17 protein-coding genes are annotated in these 16,034 nt (G+C 65.4%); 11 read left to right on the top strand and 6 right to left on the bottom strand.

The genetic code is table 11. The annotated features are described in order from the left end of the window. Window positions 1-18 precede the first annotated feature (18 nt). The gene (locus tag RRU_RS09020; protein ID WP_011389491.1) at window positions 19-405 is read left to right on the top strand and encodes a type II toxin-antitoxin system HicB family antitoxin; all 387 of its coding nucleotides are present in this window, start codon (window positions 19-21) and stop codon (window positions 403-405) included. Between the two features lie 39 nt (window positions 406-444). Here the strand turns inward: RRU_RS09020 and RRU_RS09015 are convergent, their stop codons facing one another. After that, window positions 445-723: a hypothetical protein gene (locus RRU_RS09015; protein WP_011389490.1), complete on the bottom strand. Its 279-nt coding sequence runs from the start codon at window positions 721-723 to the stop codon at window positions 445-447. Between the two features lie 5 nt (window positions 724-728). Continuing rightward, window positions 729-992 carry a hypothetical protein gene (locus tag RRU_RS09010; protein ID WP_011389489.1) on the bottom strand — a complete coding sequence of 88 codons (264 nt, stop codon included), beginning with the start codon at window positions 990-992 and terminating at the stop codon, window positions 729-731. Between the two features lie 363 nt (window positions 993-1,355). Between RRU_RS09010 and RRU_RS09005 the strand changes: the two genes are divergently transcribed. The 5 genes from RRU_RS09005 to RRU_RS08985 all read left to right on the top strand — a co-directional run bounded on the left by RRU_RS09005 (window position 1,356) and on the right by RRU_RS08985 (window position 4,637). After that, a complete protein-coding gene (locus tag RRU_RS09005; RefSeq protein WP_011389488.1) occupies window positions 1,356-2,120 on the top strand; it encodes a protein phosphatase CheZ in 765 nt (254 codons plus the stop codon). Window positions 2,121-2,282: 162 nt separating this feature from the next. Then, complete coding sequence (locus RRU_RS09000) at window positions 2,283-2,558, top strand: hypothetical protein (protein WP_014626238.1); 276 nt, start codon at window positions 2,283-2,285, stop codon at window positions 2,556-2,558. Between the two features lie 32 nt (window positions 2,559-2,590). Then, the gene (locus RRU_RS08995; protein WP_011389486.1) at window positions 2,591-3,727 is read left to right on the top strand and encodes an SPOR domain-containing protein; all 1,137 of its coding nucleotides are present in this window, start codon (window positions 2,591-2,593) and stop codon (window positions 3,725-3,727) included. Between the two features lie 25 nt (window positions 3,728-3,752). Further along, complete coding sequence (locus RRU_RS08990; RefSeq protein ID WP_011389485.1) at window positions 3,753-4,214, top strand: LysM peptidoglycan-binding domain-containing protein; 462 nt, start codon at window positions 3,753-3,755, stop codon at window positions 4,212-4,214. A 90-nt stretch (window positions 4,215-4,304) separates the two neighbouring features. After that, complete coding sequence (locus RRU_RS08985) at window positions 4,305-4,637, top strand: hypothetical protein (RefSeq protein WP_011389484.1); 333 nt, start codon at window positions 4,305-4,307, stop codon at window positions 4,635-4,637. 20 nt (window positions 4,638-4,657) lie between these two features. On the opposite strand, the gene RRU_RS08980 is transcribed toward RRU_RS08985, so the two are convergent. Further along, window positions 4,658-5,185 (bottom strand): thermonuclease family protein, encoded by a 528-nt coding sequence (locus RRU_RS08980; RefSeq protein WP_011389483.1) that lies wholly within the window; start codon window positions 5,183-5,185, stop codon window positions 4,658-4,660. 129 nt (window positions 5,186-5,314) lie between these two features. On the opposite strand from RRU_RS08980, the gene RRU_RS08975 reads away from it, so the two are divergent. Further along, a complete protein-coding gene (locus RRU_RS08975; protein ID WP_011389482.1) occupies window positions 5,315-6,091 on the top strand; it encodes a DUF502 domain-containing protein in 777 nt (258 codons plus the stop codon). On the opposite strand, the gene recG is transcribed toward RRU_RS08975, so the two are convergent. Next, window positions 6,088-8,199, bottom strand: a complete 2,112-nt coding sequence (gene recG / locus RRU_RS08970; RefSeq protein ID WP_011389481.1) for an ATP-dependent DNA helicase RecG — start codon at window positions 8,197-8,199, stop codon at window positions 6,088-6,090. The genes RRU_RS08975 and recG overlap by 4 nt on opposite strands. A 164-nt stretch (window positions 8,200-8,363) precedes the next feature. Between recG and RRU_RS08965 the strand changes: the two genes are divergently transcribed. From RRU_RS08965 to RRU_RS08955, 3 genes are all read left to right on the top strand, one after another. After that, window positions 8,364-8,630: a succinate dehydrogenase assembly factor 2 gene (locus RRU_RS08965; protein ID WP_011389480.1), complete on the top strand. Its 267-nt coding sequence runs from the start codon at window positions 8,364-8,366 to the stop codon at window positions 8,628-8,630. 4 nt (window positions 8,631-8,634) lie between these two features. Then, window positions 8,635-12,168: a transcription-repair coupling factor gene (gene mfd, locus RRU_RS08960; RefSeq protein ID WP_011389416.1), complete on the top strand. Its 3,534-nt coding sequence runs from the start codon at window positions 8,635-8,637 to the stop codon at window positions 12,166-12,168. Between the two features lie 117 nt (window positions 12,169-12,285). Then, window positions 12,286-13,065: a carbonic anhydrase gene (locus tag RRU_RS08955; RefSeq protein WP_011389415.1), complete on the top strand. Its 780-nt coding sequence runs from the start codon at window positions 12,286-12,288 to the stop codon at window positions 13,063-13,065. A 38-nt stretch (window positions 13,066-13,103) separates the two neighbouring features. Here the strand turns inward: RRU_RS08955 and RRU_RS08950 are convergent, their stop codons facing one another. Further along, a complete protein-coding gene (locus tag RRU_RS08950) occupies window positions 13,104-13,781 on the bottom strand; it encodes a type 1 glutamine amidotransferase domain-containing protein (RefSeq protein ID WP_011389414.1) in 678 nt (225 codons plus the stop codon). Between the two features lie 185 nt (window positions 13,782-13,966). On the opposite strand from RRU_RS08950, the gene RRU_RS08945 reads away from it, so the two are divergent. After that, window positions 13,967-15,361 (top strand): esterase-like activity of phytase family protein, encoded by a 1,395-nt coding sequence (locus RRU_RS08945; RefSeq protein WP_011389413.1) that lies wholly within the window; start codon window positions 13,967-13,969, stop codon window positions 15,359-15,361. 18 nt (window positions 15,362-15,379) lie between these two features. Here the strand turns inward: RRU_RS08945 and RRU_RS08940 are convergent, their stop codons facing one another. Then, window positions 15,380-16,012, bottom strand: coding sequence for a DUF1345 domain-containing protein (locus tag RRU_RS08940; RefSeq protein WP_011389412.1), 633 nt, complete (start codon window positions 16,010-16,012; stop codon window positions 15,380-15,382). Window positions 16,013-16,034: the final 22 nt, after the last annotated feature.

The raw sequence follows: 16,034 nt of genomic DNA, 5'->3' as shown, positions 1-16,034 counted from the left end.
CCATAGAGGATATATATCATGAACTATACTTACGCCGTTGTAATCGAAACCGATGACCTTGGCGGGTTTAGCGCCTTTTTCCCCGATCTTCCCGGCTGCGTCGGAGCGGGGGATAGCGTGGAAGCGTGCTTTCAAGATGCTCTGGACGCACTTGCACTGCATCTTGCAGGTATGATCGAAGATGGTGACAGCCTGCCCGCCCCCACCCCTTTGTCTGATGTCGAAGTCGATCCCGATATTCAGGTGGCGGCTATTCTGTTGGCTTCGGTTCCCGTAACGGGGCGGACGATGCGTGTGAACATCACCATGGATGCAACACTCGTGGCCGCCATTGATGGCGTGACATCCAACCGAAGCGCCTGGCTGGCCGATGCCGCCTTGCGCGCGTTGCGAAGCAATCGGTAGCACCTTTTCCGTCGTCGGCCGCCACCGCTTGGTGTTCACCTATCTGCCCCCTAACGCGACCAGGGCGACGCGGTTGTCAAGCTGGGCGGCCCATTTGTCTTCTCCGGCGGCATCCCGGGACAAGGCGGCGGGGGGCAACATGGCGTCCAGCCAGTGGTCGATCGCCGCCGGGTCCCAGCGTTCGCCGCTCATGCGGCCGAAGGCCGGAGGGGGAAAGCCCTGGGCTTCCAGGTCGCGGCGCTTGCGATAGAAGCATTCGACGGTGATGCCCAAACGGATGGCGACCTGGGCGCGATTCAGCAAGGTACGGTCGGACATGGCGGTTACTCCGCTGCTTTCGGACTGTGGGCCACCCGCTTTTCCAGAAAAGCGATCAGGGATCCGACGGTGTCGAAGCCCAGTTCGGGCAGACCACCGCTATCGGCATGCGGATCGACGATGAAGGGGGGCTGGTCGAGGTCGAATTCATCGGTCAGGAACCGGGCCAGATCGGCGGCCTCGGCGGGCTGGAGGGCCAGATCATTGGCAAAGCGGTCGTTGTCGTCTGGGCCCCTTACATCGCCAGCGCGACAGGATGGTGTGGTCACCGGGGTTGCCTCCTTGATCGGGCAACCGATCGCGCGGGCGCGGGACCTACGCACGGCCTTGACCGCCGGGTAAACGTCAACCTGGGGGCATCGGGAATTCTTCGCCCAGGATTTTTTCGCCGGAGTGGGCAAGAAGGCCGATCATCGGGACTTCTTCCTTCCAGCAACACGCTATGATTGGCGGTTTATCGTTTGTAAACGATAGCGAGGCCATCATCGGGTTCCGGTAGTCCGGTGAGGGCCGCTTGTCCCGGCGACCAAGACTTTCCGATATGTCGTGGCCTTGCGTTCCCTGCGGGCATGGGCAATTGTAGGGGAAGGGGGAGCGTGCCCCCAAACCGCTTCTTTCGAGGATCGACAGGCATGGCCGTACCAGAGCGCCCCCGCAGAACGTTCGCCATCGAGCGCACCATGCAGCGGCAGGCGATGAATCAGGCCCTTGGGTTGCCCATTACCGAGGGGGCGGTCGATGATCCCTCGACGCAAGCCGCTCTCCCGTCGCCGCTGATCGCCGAGCTTCTCAAGGAAGTCAAAGCCCTGCGCCAGGAAATCAAAGGCATGAAGGGGGTGGAGCGCAATCCGGTCGCCGCCTTCGGCGATGCCGATGAGGCCCATCTTCTGCGTATCGAGATCGCCCGGATGATCCGCTCGCTGGCCGCGGCCAAGCGCGAGATCGCCGAGATCAAGCACCCCTTGGCCGATGAGGACCGGGTGCAGCGCGCCACCTCGGAACTCGACGCCATCGTCGGCGCCACCGAACGCGCCACCCATCTGATCCTTGATGCCGCCGAAACCATCAATGAGCATGCCGAACGCATGTTGAAGGTTCTGGGCGAGGAAGACGAACTCGCTCCCCAGTTCCACGCCATCTCCAACGAAGTCTTCGTCATCATCGAAGCCTGTAATTTCCAGGATATCACCGGCCAACGCATCACCCGTGTCGTCAAGACGCTGGAATTCATCGAGGAACGGGTCAAGAAGATCATCGCCGACTGGGGCGCCGAGGCTTTCGCCGATCTGCCGCTGCCCAAGCTCGACACCATCCATTCCAGCGATGATCTGGTCGATGGTCCCCAGTTGGAGAACGAGGCGCTGAGCCAGGACGATATCGACTCGTTGTTCGGCTAGGGCGGCGGGCGGGACCCCCGGTCCCCGCATACCGCTCCAACAGGGGAACAGGCAAGTAAGTCGGTCTGGCGCTTCGCTTGGCAATGCCCGGGATTTGCTCTCGTCTTCCGATCTGGTGAATCTCGGGAAACCGGCGTCGCGGGGATAAGGAAACCAAGAGGGATGGATATGGTGGGGGATATTCGGCGGCGCGTCGGCAAAACCGGGCGCGTGGTCGCCTGGGGGCTGATGCTTGGCCTTGCCCTTGGCGGTTTGGGGGCCTGCTCCTATGTCAGCGTATTCCACGCCGCCAAGGATGCGGCCAAGGACTCGGCCGACGAGAAGGCCCACCGCGCCGATTGCGCGCGGATGCGCGAGGCGATGATCAATGCCATCGATCCCCGCGAGGCGCGGCGGCTGGAAGCCCGGCTGACGGCCCTGGAATGTCCGGCCCGCTAAAGGGAAGGGTGCGGGGAAGGGGAGGGAAGGCCATGGGCAAGGCGCCGACCATCGCAAGCAGAGCGCGGCGGGCGGCGTGGGGGCTGTCCCTGCTGGTGGTGCCGCTGCTGGCGGCTTGCGCCACCCGGCCCGGACAGGGCGCGGCGTTGCCGCCGCCGGCCCTTGATGCCACCTCGCCGGAAATCCTCCCCCCGGCCCCGCTTCCCCACCACGGGGTGGGCGACAGCTTCACCTTCGACAATCCCGAGGAAGTCTGGACGGTCAGCGCCATCGATGAAAAGGGGCGGCTGACATGGCGGAGCAGCCAGGGCGCCGAGCGGCTGTCGTCGGCCAACCCGCTGCTTCCCAGCTTATTCCACCGCTCGGCCGATGGCCGCAGCATCACCCGCTTCATCGACAAAGCCGACGGGCTTTTCCCGCTCAAGCGCGGGGTGAGCAACGGCTTCACCGAAGCCGCCGGGCTTGACGAGCCGCCCTACAGCCGGTCCTTCCTGTGGTCGTGCACCGTCCCGGCCGAGGAGAGGGTCACCGTTCCCGCCGGCACCTTCGATACCTTCCGCGTCGTCTGCGACCGCGACGACCGCCTGCGGGTGGTGTCATCCTATGCGCCGGCCGTTGGCTATGTGGTGCGCCGGGATCTGTTGCTTGAAGGTCAGCCCCCGGAAACCCGCTCGCTGATCGCCTATGTGACCACCCCGTCGCCAGCCCCCCCGCCATCCTCCGCCCCGCGCCCCGCGACCCGGGGCGCGGGGCAAGGCCAGGGGCTGGGCGACATCGAGGCCATGCCGCTCAGCCCGCCGCCCGCCCCGCCGGCGCCCCCCGATATCCCGTCCCACTCCCCGGCGGTGAGCGCGACGGATGAGCCCTATGAGACCCTGGTGATCTCCAGCGCCACCCATCCCGGTCCGCCGCCGACGACTGGCGCCGTCTTGCTGCAGCTGGCGGCTTATCGCAGCGAAGCCTTGGCTCGCCATGGTTGGGACAAGATGCGCGCCGATCATGGCGCGCTGATCGGGGATCTGACCCCGGTGATCCGCCAGATCGAGATTCCGGGAAAGGGAACCTACCATCGGCTGTTCGCCGGCCCGCTCGAGCCCGACCGGGCGCGCAGTCTATGCCGGGCCCTTCCCGAACTGGCCGGACACTGTGCGATCAGCCCGGCGGAATAACCTTTCGGCCCGCGGAGTTGGCGCCATGCGTTCGAGTGTTTTCGTTCTGGTTTTTCTAGTCGTCATCCTGGGGGCGGGACTGGGGGGCGGGGCGCTGTGGGCCCGCCACACCCTGGCTGAAAAAGACCGTCTGGTCGATTATCTGCTGGCCGATGTCGAACGCCTGCGCCAGTCCTCGTCCCGCCTTGCCGAAGAAAACAGCCAGTTGGCCCGTGATCTTGAAACGCTGCGCGCCGATCTCGCCAGCGAAAAACAGGCGCGCGCCGCTCAGCAAACCACCATCGAGGAAAGCATGGTTCCGCGTGAAATCGGCAGTAAAGCCGATTTTCCGGTAGAACGCGGCATGGCCCGCCCAGGCGAAAGCGTTTCCGACTTCGCAAAACGCGAGAAAACATCGGTGAGTGTTTTGAAGGCGCTCAATCCCTGGCTCGACGAGGCGAAACCGCTTCAACACTATCAAACGCTTTGGCTGCCGATCCGGCGCTGATGTTAATACCTCTTTGGTTTCTTCATGCTATCCTTCATCGTCGCGATCTGATCCGGATCGCTCGGGATTTGGTCTAATTGGGAGGCCCTGATGGCGGATTCCACCGATCGCGAACATCTTCTGAACTACCGCCATTTTATCGAGGACGTCGAGCAGGCGATCCGCGCCTCCAATCGGGAAATCATCGGGGCGAAGATTCCTGGGCTTGATCGCAAAAGCTTTTATCGGATGGCGATCACCGTGGCCAAGCTGCGCGCGGCCTATCTGGATGCGGTGCTGCATGTCGATTGGGACGGTTGTTCCGAAGGGCTGGCCAAGGTCAAGGCGCGCCGCGCCCTTTACGAAGAGGCCAAGGCCGGCTTCGAGGCCCTGCAGCACGCCATCGAACGCGGCTATATCAACGTCGTCGAAGCCCAGCCCTGAAGATCAACGCCCGGCCTTGATCACGGCTTGTGACGGGCGCGCCATTCGGCCGGGGGATCGAAGGTGCCCTGCCACAGGCCGACGGCGGCCGAACGGGCCTTGGCCACGGCCGCCGCGAAGCTGGGATCCGTAGTCGCTGGCAAGGCCCAGCCCAATTCGACCAGGGTGCGGTTGATCTGCCGCCCGCCGGCGTAGCACAGGGCCACCAGCCCCCCTTTGTCGTCTTTTTCCGTCCCTTGGCAGATAACCTTCTTGTTCTTGGAAAGCTCGACCAGGACATAGGCCGCCCAACGCCCGCAATCCCAGGGTTTTCCCGCCGGCGTCGTGCAGGTCTGCGCCGAACTGGGCGCGTCGATCGCCGCCAGGGTGATCGCCGTTCCCCCCTGACAGCGGCCATAGGCCCTTTTGCCGCCGATGGTCAGATGCCCGGCATCGATGACGCAGGCCTCGCCGATCACGTCCGCCCGCGCCGTCGCCGGCAGGCTCGCCAATAAAATGACCCCTCCCAGCAGGCCCAGAGTCCGTCCGCCCAGTCGCCATGCCGCCATGCGTTTTCCTTCCGCGAACCGTCCCGGCGCCTTTTCCCTCGGCGGCCGGGAAGAGTAGTTTATCATATCCCGGTGCGAACCGCCCTGGTTCGCGCCCGTCCACCCGCCCCCCGATCCCGAGGAAGACCGATGACCGCCTCTCCCGCGCGCCCCCCCACCGGCAAAACCAGCAAAAAGCGGGCGGAGAAAGCCAGACGCATGACCTTTGGCGCCCGCCTACGCACGTATTTCTTCGCCGGCGTTCTGGTTACGGCGCCGATCGCCATCACCTTCTTCGTCGCCTGGACCTTCATCGAATTCGTCGATCGCAAGGTGGTGGGCAATCTGCCCCAGGCCTATCAGGTCGATCTGCCGGTTCCCGGGATCGGCCTGCTGTTGCTGGTGGTGTTGCTCACCATCATCGGCGCCTTCACCGCCGGATATCTGGGGCGGCTGCTGGTTCGCTTCGGCGAGGGGCTGGTGCAAAGGGTGCCCGTGGTCCGCAGCATCCATGGCGCCCTCAAGCAGATCATCGAGACCATCCTCGCCCAGCAGTCCTCGGCCTTCCGTCAAGTCGTGCTGGTGGAATATCCGCGACGCGGAATGTGGGCGCTTGGTTTCATCACCGGGGTGACGGAAGGCGAGGTGCAGAACCTGACCGAGGACGAGGTGATCAACGTCTTTTTGCCGACCACCCCCAATCCGACCAGCGGCTTTTTGCTGTTCGTCCCACGCCAGGATCTGGTGGTCCTCGACATGTCGGTCGAGGACGGCATCAAGATGATCATCTCGGGCGGCATCTTCACGCCCGCCGACCGCCGGCCCAAGGAGGTGCGCAAGGTTCCCCTGGTCACCGCCTCGCCCGAGGACGATCCAATCCAAGGAAGCCTCTCCGTCAAAAAAAATCCTGTGCCAACAGAGGTTTAACCAGAGCGCAGCGTGCGCACCGCGGCGTCGCGTTCGAACAGATACAGCAGAACGCGCAGCGCCGCGCCATGGGGGCCGGCCAGATCGGGGTCGGTCTCGACGATCACCTCGGCCTGCTTGCGGGCGATGGCGAGCAGGTCTTCGGCGAGCAGCGGATCGATCAGCCGGAAGACCGGCAGGCCGCTTTGGCGGGTGCCCAGAACCTCGCCGGCGCCGCGCAGCCGCAGATCCTCTTCGGCGATCTCGAAGCCGTCGTCGGTGCGGCGCATGGTCTCCAGGCGGGCGCGGGCGGTTTCCCCCAAGGGCGGGGCATAGAGCAACAGGCAGGTCGAACGCCCGCCGCCCCGGCCGATGCGGCCGCGCAACTGGTGTAGCTGGGCAAGGCCGAAGCGCTCGGCGTGTTCGATCACCATCACCGTGGCGCTTGGCACATTGACGCCGACCTCGATCACCGTCGTCGCCACCAACAGATCAAGCCCGTTCCCGGAAAAGGCCTCCATCACCGCGTCTTTTTCGCCGGGCTTCATCCGGCCGTGGACAAGGCCGACCCGGGGGCCGAGGCGTGGCCCCAGCCTGTCGGCAAGCAGGGCTTGGCGATCGACGGCGGCGGCCATGTCGCCGGTTTCCGAGTCCTCGATCAGCGGGCAGACCCAATAGACCTTGGCCCCGCCGTCGATGGCGCGGGCGACGGCGGCGATCACGTCGTCCAGGCGGTCGATCGGCAGCACCCGGGTATCGGCGGGAAGCCGCCCCGGCGGCTTTTCATCAAGCCGCGAGATATCCATGTCGCCGTAATGGGTGAGCGTCAGGGTGCGCGGGATCGGCGTGGCGGTCATCACCAACACGTCGACCGCCCGGCCCTTGTCCGACAGCGCCAGACGCTGGTGAACGCCAAAGCGATGCTGTTCATCGACCACCACCACGGCGAGGGCGGCGAAGACCACGTCGTCTTGGAACAGGGCGTGGGTGCCGACCAGGATATCGATCTCGCCCGCCGCCAGGGCCTCGAGCAGGGCGGCGCGCGCCCGCCCCTTGTCGCGCCCGGTCAGCAAGCCCAGGCGCACCCCGGCGCTGGCGCAGAGCGGCGCCAGGGTTTCGATGTGCTGGCGGGCGAGGATTTCGGTCGGCGCCATCAGGGCGGCCTGGGCGCCAGCCTCCACCGCCGTCAGCATGGTCAGCAGCGCCACCACCGTCTTGCCGCTGCCGACATCGCCCTGCAGCAGGCGCAACATGCGGGCCGGCGAGGCCATGTCGCCGTCGATCTCGGCCAGCGAGCGGCTTTGCGCCCCGGTCAGGGCGAAGGGCAGCGCCGCCAGCACCTTGGCGCGCAGGGCGCCGGTGCCGACGATCGGCCGACCGCGCACCGTGCGCGCCGCCCGCCGCACCAGCAACAGGGCGAGTTGGGTGGCCAGCAATTCGTCATAGGCCAGCCGCCGCCGCGCCGGGTGGTCGGGGCGCAGGTCTTCGGCCTCCTCGGGGGCGTGAACGGCGCGCAGGGCGTCGATCCAGCCCGGCCAGCCTTCGCGGGCTTTCAGGGGGGCGTCGATCCATTCATCGGGCCAGGCGGCGGGATCGGGGATGTCATCAAGGGCCTGGGCGATCAACCGGGCCAGAACCTTGCCGGCCACGCCGCCACTCAAGGGATAGACCGGTTCAACCCGGCACACCGCCTCGGCCTCGGCCAAGGGCACGACATGGGTGGGATGGACAATCTGCGGCGCGCCGCCGAAGCGTTCGACCTTGCCGCTGATCACCCGGGTTTCGCCGACCGGTAGCAAATCGTTCAGATAGCGCGCCCGGCCATGGAAGAATACCAGGGTCACGAAGCCGCTGGCGTCGCGGCAGACCACCCGATAGGGCGAGGGCGAGCGCGGCGGCGGTTCCTGATGGGCCTCGACCACCACCGTCAGGGTAACGACGACGCCATCGGGGGCCTCGGCGATCAACGGCGAGAACCGGCGATCGACCAGACCGCTGGGCAGATGCCACAACAGATCGACCACCTTGTCGCCGCCGATCAGCCGGGCGATCAGCGGCGCCATGGTTTTGCCCGCGCCCTTGAGCGAGGTCAGCGGCCGGAACAAAGGATCAAGAAGGCTGGGACGCATGGCCGGGCGGGGGTCCAGGAAAAGGGGAAGGGGGAAATCCCGGGGGCGGGGGTGGGGTCCGCCATGGTGGCTGACAGTCCGCCCGAGAACGCCTATATATCAGGGCCACGCCCGGCCGGCCACGGTCTGGGCGCCTGTCCCTTTCCCTTGCCACGGTTCCCGCCATGGATCTCGCCGCCCTGCCTCCGCGCCGCAAGCGCACGCTCTACCGGGCCCAGCACCGCGGAATGAAGGAAGCCGATATTTTCATCGGCGCCTTCGCCGTCGACCGGCTCGAGACGATGACCGACGACCAGCATGATCGCTTCGAGGCCCTGCTCGAAGAGCACGACGCCGATATCATGGACTGGATCATGGGCCGCGCCGAGCCCCCCGTGGCCTATCGCACCGATGTCATGGACATGCTCCGAACCTTCAAACTGCACCCCTGATCCCTTGAAAAACCTTCTTGAGTCCCTGGCGGTCGGCCGCCGAATCGAAGCCGCCGGCCTGCCTGAAGGCTTCGATGCCCTGGTCTTGGGCGAGCTTGCCGCCCGCCCCGGGGTTCCGGCCGTTTTGCATGTGGCGCGCGATGACGTGCGGCTGGCCCGGCTGGCCGAAACGATCGCCTTCTTCCATCCCGCCGTCGAGATTCTGGAATTTCCCGCCTGGGATTGCGTGCCCTATGACCGGGTCTCGCCCAATGTGGAAATCGTCGCCCGCCGGCTTGAAACGCTGAGCCGCCTGAGCGAGGAGCCGACGCGCCAGCCCGGCGGCCGGCTGGTGCTGACCACGGCTTCGGCGATCTTGCAGCGCGTTCCGCCGCGCCAGATCCTCGAGCGCGGAGTGTTCAGCGCCCGGGTCGGCGGCCGGCTTGATCTTGGCAAGCTCCTTGATCATCTGGCCCGCCATGGCTATGGCCGCTCCGAGCAGGTGATGGAGCCCGGCGAATACGCCGTGCGCGGCGGCATCGTCGATATCTTCCCCCCCGGCGCCCCCGAACCTTTGCGCCTGGATCTGTTTGGCGACGAGCTTGATTCGCTGCGCAGCTTCGATCCGGTCAGCCAGCGCACCACCGGCCAGCGCGACGCCCTGATCTTGCGGCCGATGAGCGAGGTGGTGCTCGATAAGGAATCGATCAGCCGCTTCCGTTCGGGCTACCGCGAGCTGTTTGGCACGCCCTCGGCCGCCGATGCGCTCTATGAGGCGATCTCGGCCGGTCTGCCCTTCATGGGCATGGAGCATTGGCTGCCGCTGTTCCATGAGGGCATGGATACGCTGTTCGCCTATGTGCCCGACGGACCGGTCACCCTCGACCCCGGCCTTGATGGCGCCTTGCGGTCGCGCCAGGACCAGATTTTCGAGTATTTCGAAGCCCGCCGGCTGATGGAAAGCGTTGGCGATGGCGCCAAGGCCAGCGAAAAGCCCGGCGGCGGCATGATCTATCACGCCCTGCCGCCGCCCCGGATGTTCCTGGAGGAGGACGAATTCCTCCGCCATTGCGCGGGGCGGCCCGGCGCCGCCTTCAGTGCCTATGCCGCCCCCGACGTGGCGACCGAAAAGGGCGTTGTCGGCGATTTCCTTGGCCGCCCGGGCCATGAATTCGCCGATATCCGCGCCCGCGCCGGCGGCAATGTCTTCGACGCCCTGCGCGATCACGCCCAGGCCCTGCGCGCCGCGGGCAAGCGGGTTGTTCTGACGGCGGCGACGATGGGGGCGCGCGAGCGCATGACCGGCGTGCTGCGCGAGCATGGCCTGAGCCCGATCGTCACCGCCGAAACCTGGGCCGAGGCGTTGGAGCGGGCCAAGAAGGCGACGGTCGTTCTGACCTTGATCCTTGACCGGGGCTTTGAAACCCCTGATCTGGCGGTGATTTCCGAAGCCGACGTGCTGGGGGACCGCCTGTCGCGGCCGGTACGCAAGAAGAAGCTGGGCGATAAGTTCATCCCCGATATCTCGGCCCTGTCGGAAGGCGATCTGGTGGTCCATGTCGACCACGGCATCGGCCAATACGAGGGCCTGGAAACCCTGACCGCCGGCGGCGCCCCCCATGACTGCCTGCGCGTGGTCTATGCCGACAACAACCGCCTCTATGTGCCCGTCGAGAATATCGAAGTCCTCAGCCGCTATGGCTCGGAGCAGGCCGGGGTCCAGCTTGACAAGCTGGGCGGCGTCGCCTGGCAGGCGCGCAAGGCCAAGCTCAAGCAGCGCATCCGCGATATGGCCGAACAGCTGATCGGCGTCGCCGCCGCCCGCCAGCTCAAGGTTGGCGAGGTCATCAGCCCGCCCGAGGGCCTGTATGACGAATTCGCCGCCCGCTTCCCCTATGCCGAAACCGACGATCAGCTGCGGGCGATTGCCGATACCCTGGATGATCTGGCCGCCGGCCGGCCGATGGACCGCCTGATTTGCGGCGATGTCGGCTTTGGCAAGACCGAGGTGGCGCTCCGCGCCGCCTTCGCCACGGCGATGAGCGGCCGGCAGGTGGCGGTGGTGGTGCCCACCACCTTGCTCGCCCGCCAGCATCATCTGACCTTCAAGGAACGCTTCGCCGGCCTGCCGGTGCGCATCGGCCAGTTGTCGCGGCTGGTCACGGCCAGGGACACCAAGGCGGTCAAGGAGGAGATGGCGGCCGGCACGCTCGATATCGTCGTCGGCACCCATGCGCTTTTGGCCAAGACGGTGCGCTTCCGCGACCTGGGCCTGCTGATCGTCGACGAGGAGCAGCATTTTGGCGTCGCCCATAAGGAACGCCTGAAGCAGATGCGCGCCGATGTCCATGTGCTGACCCTGACGGCGACGCCGATCCCGCGCACCTTGCAACTGGCCCTGACCGGCGTGCGCGAAATGAGCATCATCGCCACCCCGCCGGTCGACCGGCTGGCGGTGCGGACCTTCGTGCTGCCCTTCGATCCGGTGGTGGTCCGCGAGGCCATCCTGCGCGAACGCTTCCGCGGCGGTCAGTGCTTCTATGTCTGCCCCAGGCTGACCGATATCGACAAGGTGATGGAACGCCTGACCACCCTGGTTCCCGATATTCGGGCGGTGGTCGCCCATGGCCAGATGGCGCCCTCGCGCTTGGAAGAGGTGATGACCGCCTTCGCCGATGGTCAGTACGACGTGCTGGTCGCCACCAATATCGTCGAAAGCGGCCTCGACATCCCCAGGGCCAATACCATCATCATCCACCGCGCCGATATGTTCGGCCTTGCCCAGCTTTATCAGCTGCGCGGCCGGGTTGGCCGGGCGCGGGCGCGTGGCTATGCCTATTTGACCCTGCCGCCCGGCCGCACGGTCTCGAAAACCGCCGCCAAGCGGCTGGATGTAATGCAGACCCTCGACACCCTGGGGGCCGGCTTCACCCTGGCCAGCCATGATCTTGATATTCGCGGCGCCGGTAACCTGCTCGGCGATGAACAATCGGGCCATATCAAGGAAGTCGGCATCGAGCTTTATCAGCAGCTTCTGGAAGAGGCGGTGGCCGCCGCCCGCGAGGGGCCGGGGGTGGAAGAGGCCAGCGGCGCCTGGTCGCCGCAGATCCAGCTCGGCACGCCGATCCTCATCCCCGATTCCTACGTCAAGGACCTCGGGCTGCGCCTTGGCCTCTATCGCCGTATCGCCGGAGTCACCGACGAAGCGGAGATCGACGAGATGGCCGCCGAGATGGTCGATCGCTTCGGCCCGCTGCCCGACGAGGTGGAGAACCTGCTGAAGGTGGTGACCATCAAGGTTCTGTGCCGCCGCGCCAATGCGGAAAAGGTCGATGCCGGCCCCAAGGGGGCGGTGCTGTCCTTCCGCGACAACCTGTTTCCCAATCCGGGCGGTCTGGTGCGCTTCATCGGTCAGAACGTCGCCACCGTCAAGCTGCGTCCCGATCACAAGCTGGTCTATCGCCGTGACTGGGAGGTTGCGCGCGAGCGGATCCAGGGGCTGGGCAAATTGATGCGCACCTTGGCCGATATCGCCGACGAGGAGCGGCCGGGCCGCTGATCGGGCGGCAGGGAAAAGCAAAAGGCGCGGACGCATTGTCCTTTTGGTTGGATCTGATAGGATGTAGTCTTCCGGTTGTGGGCTGATCGCAGCCCTATCCAATCGACGGAGGACTTAATGGTCATGCAGCGCGCTTTTTCCCACGCCGCGATGGCGGTCGCTTTTGGTCTTGTCGGTTTTTCAGGGGCTCCGGCCGTCGCCGCGGAGACCGCCCATCCGCCCCATTGGGCCTATGAAGGCAAGGGCGGCCCGGTTGACTGGGGCGCCCTGAGCGAGGACTACCATGCCTGCGCCGCCGGCAAGGAACAATCTCCGGTCGATATCCGCGATGCCATTCCGGCCAAGCTGCCGGCGATCGCTCCGGCCTATCAGGCGCAGTCGGCCGTTGTCGTCAATAATGGCCATACGCTGCAGGTCAACGTATCCCCCGGGTCGTCCCTGGACTTCCGGGGCCAGCGCTATGAGCTGCTGCAATACCACTTCCATCACCCCAGCGAACATTTGGTGAACGGCAAGGCGGCGCCTTTGGAACTGCATCTGGTTCACAAGGGGCCGACCGCCCTGACGGTGATCGGCGTCATGCTGGTGCCCGGGGCGGCCAATCCGGCGATCGAGGCGATCTGGAAGGTGGCGCCGGCCAAGGAAGGCGGCGAGGCGACGCTGGGGGATCCCGGCCCCGACCTGGGCAAGCTTTTGCCCGAAAGCAAATCCTACACCTTCTATGAAGGCTCGCTGACGACGCCGCCCTGCTCGGAAGTCGTCAATTGGATCAATCTGAAGACGCCGGTCACCGTGTCGGAGGATCAGATCGCCCGCTTTGCCGCCCTGTTCCCGATGAACGCCCGGCCGCCCCAGGCCCTTCATCGCCGGATCATTCTCGAGAGCCAGGACCAATAACCAGAGAGGCGGACGGGCCTCCAGACGAGACGGCGGCCCTAAGCCAGCAGGGACAACAAGGCCCGGGCGGACTCCTCCGACGAGGCGGGGTTCTGCCCGGTGACCAGCAGGCCGTCGGTCAGGACGAAGCTTTGCCAGTCGTCGGCCTTTTCATAATGGCCGCCCAGGCGTTTGAACTCGTCTTCGATCAGGAAGGGCACCACCTTGGCCAGCCCGACCTGATCCTCCTCGCTGTTGGAAAAGCCGGTCACCCGCTTGCCTTCGACCAAAGGCACGGTTCCCCCGACCTTGACGTGGCGCAGGGCGGCCGGACCGTGGCAGACCGCCGCCACCGGCTTGTCGGCGGCGACGAAGGCTTCGATCAGGGCGATCGAGGTCGGATCCTCGGCCAGATCCCATAAGGGGCCGTGCCCGCCGGGATAAAACACGCCGTCGTAGTCCTGCGCCGAGACCTCGGCCAGAAGCTGGGTATGGGCCAGGGCGGCGGTGGCGGCGACATCGGCCTTGAAGCGGGCGGTGCTGGCGGTCTGGGCACCGGCGTCATCGCTGCGCGGATCAAGCGGCGGCTGCCCCCCTTTGGGCGAGGCCAAGGTGACTTCGGCCCCGGCATCAAGGAAGGCGTAATAAGGCGCGGCGACTTCTTCAAGCCAGAAGCCGGTCTTATGCTCGCTGTCGCCCAATTGATCGTGGGACGTCAGTACCATCAGGATCTTCATTGGTCTCTCCCAACCCTTTTTGCGCGCGGTGTCGCGCCTTGATTTGGGGGCTGGGCTGGGAGAAGGGAAGGGGGCGGGATTGCCCCCTGGTCCCCAAGGCCTGTCATCGAAGCTTTGCCATATCGTCACCGACTGTTCACTCGTCGCGCTCCCCCCGGCCTCTTATTCTCCGGCCGAAAGTCGCCATGCTTCGAGGGGGAGAGCGCGAGGTGGTTCACAAGGTTCTTATGCACGCCGGGGCCGCTACCCTGGCCTTGGGGGCGGCCTTGCCGGCCCTGGCCCAGGAAAAATTCCCCGCCGAATTGGCCGGTCAGGCCATGCTGCCGGCGATGACCCTGGTTCAGCCGCCGGCCGACGCCCCGGCCGCCCTTGCGGTCTCGGGCAAATTCACCCTGCCCGGGCAAAGGATCGACGCGGTGGGAACGGTCGCCGGCACCTCGTTCCTGTCGGATAAGACGGCGCCGCGGCCGACCGGCTTGTCGCTGCCCTTCGCCGGGCAGCCGGTTCAGGGGTTCTCCGGCATCGAAACCCTCAAGGATGGCACCTTCCGGGTGATTACCGATAACGGCTTCGGCGCCAAGGCCAATTCCGCCGACGCCATGCTGATGGTCCACACCCTGCGCCCCGATTGGGCGAGCGGCGTTCTCAGCCGGCTTTCGACGACCTTCCTCGCCGATCCCGACCGCAAGCTGCCCTTCGTCATCGTCAATGAAGGGACCGAAACGCGCTATCTGACCGGTGCCGATCTCGATATCGAATCCGTCCAGCAGATCGGCGAGGATTTGTGGTTCGGCGAGGAATTCGGCCCCTATCTGCTGCGCACCGATCGAGCGGGCAAGGTGACGGGCTTCTTCCAGACCGAGGTTGACGGCAAGGTCGTTCATTCGCCCGACCATCTGGCGGTGGCGACCCCGGCGGTTCCGGGCAAGGTGAGCTTCGAGATCCGCCGCTCGCGCGGTTTCGAAGGCATGGCCGCCTCGCCCGATGGCCGCTTCCTTTATCCGCTGCTTGAAGGGCCGTTGTGGATCGACGCCACCCAGACCTGGGAAACCAAGGACGGCAAGGAAGTCCTGCGCATCTTGGAATTCGATGTGCAAAAGCAGGCCTGGAGCGGGCGCAGCTGGAAATACGCCCTGGAGGCCAACGGCAATAACATCGGCGATTTCAATATGATCGACGGCGAAACCGGCCTGATCATCGAACGCGACAACGGCGAGGGCGAGGCCGCCCAGGCCTGTCCGGCCGAGCCTAAGCCCGAGTGCTTCAACATCCCGGCCCGTTTCAAGCGCGTCTATAAGATCGATTTGTCGCAAGCCGATGGCGAAGGCGTCGTCAAGAAGATCGGCTATATCGATCTGCTCGATATCGACGATCCCAAGGGCCTCGCCCACCAGGGCGGCCACGATGGCAAGCTGACCTTCCCCTTCGTCACCATCGAGAACGTCGACATCGTCGATGCCGATCACATCATCGTCGGCAATGACAACAATCTTCCCTATTCGACGGGGCGGGCCATCGGCCGCAACGACGATAACGAGATGATCTTGCTGAAAGTCAGCGACTTCCTCAAAGCCAGATAAGCGAGGGTCGGCAGAGGATTACAGAAATCCGGCTCCGACGTTGATGACCAGGGCGAGAATCGTCGTATTAAACAAAAATGATAAGATCGAATGGGATAGGACAAGGCGGCGCAGAAGGCGGGAATTGACCGTCACATCGGACGTCTGCGCCGCGGTGCCGATGGTAAAAGAAAAATACATGAAGTCCCAGTAATCCGGTCTGGTCTCCCCCGGGAAGACCAGGCCGGATTTTGTTTTATAGAAATCATGGGCGTAATGGATGGCAAAGACCGTGTGCAGGAAGAACCACGAGCCAAGGATGGTCGCGCCGACCAGGGCGAGGCGCAAGCCCGGAGCCCCTTGTCCCTGGGCATGGATGCCGGCGAGTTCCGCCGCGATCGCCCCAAGACTGGCGACGGCGCCGATCACGGTGAGGCCCAAGAACACATAGGCCCCTTCATCCTGGCGGGCCCGCGATTGCATGCTCTCCAGACTCGAGCCGGCCATCATCGCCCAGGCCAGCCCAAGGAAAAGAAAAGCCGCCGTATCCCAGGCGGCAAGCAGCCGCCCGGTCAACGACCAGGATGGCGGCATCAGCGCCAAGGCCAGCCCACCGGCCGCCGCCGAGACCACCAGCCGCACCCGCGCATAGAAAATCCGTGAGATCGCCATTGTCCTCGCATCCTTCCCTCAG

The sequence above is a fragment of the Rhodospirillum rubrum ATCC 11170 genome, from assembly GCF_000013085.1.
In the GTDB taxonomy this organism is placed as follows: Bacteria; Pseudomonadota; Alphaproteobacteria; order Rhodospirillales; family Rhodospirillaceae; genus Rhodospirillum; species Rhodospirillum rubrum.
Note: the sequence above shows the minus strand (reverse complement) of the source record. Positions and strands in the feature narration are given on the sequence as shown.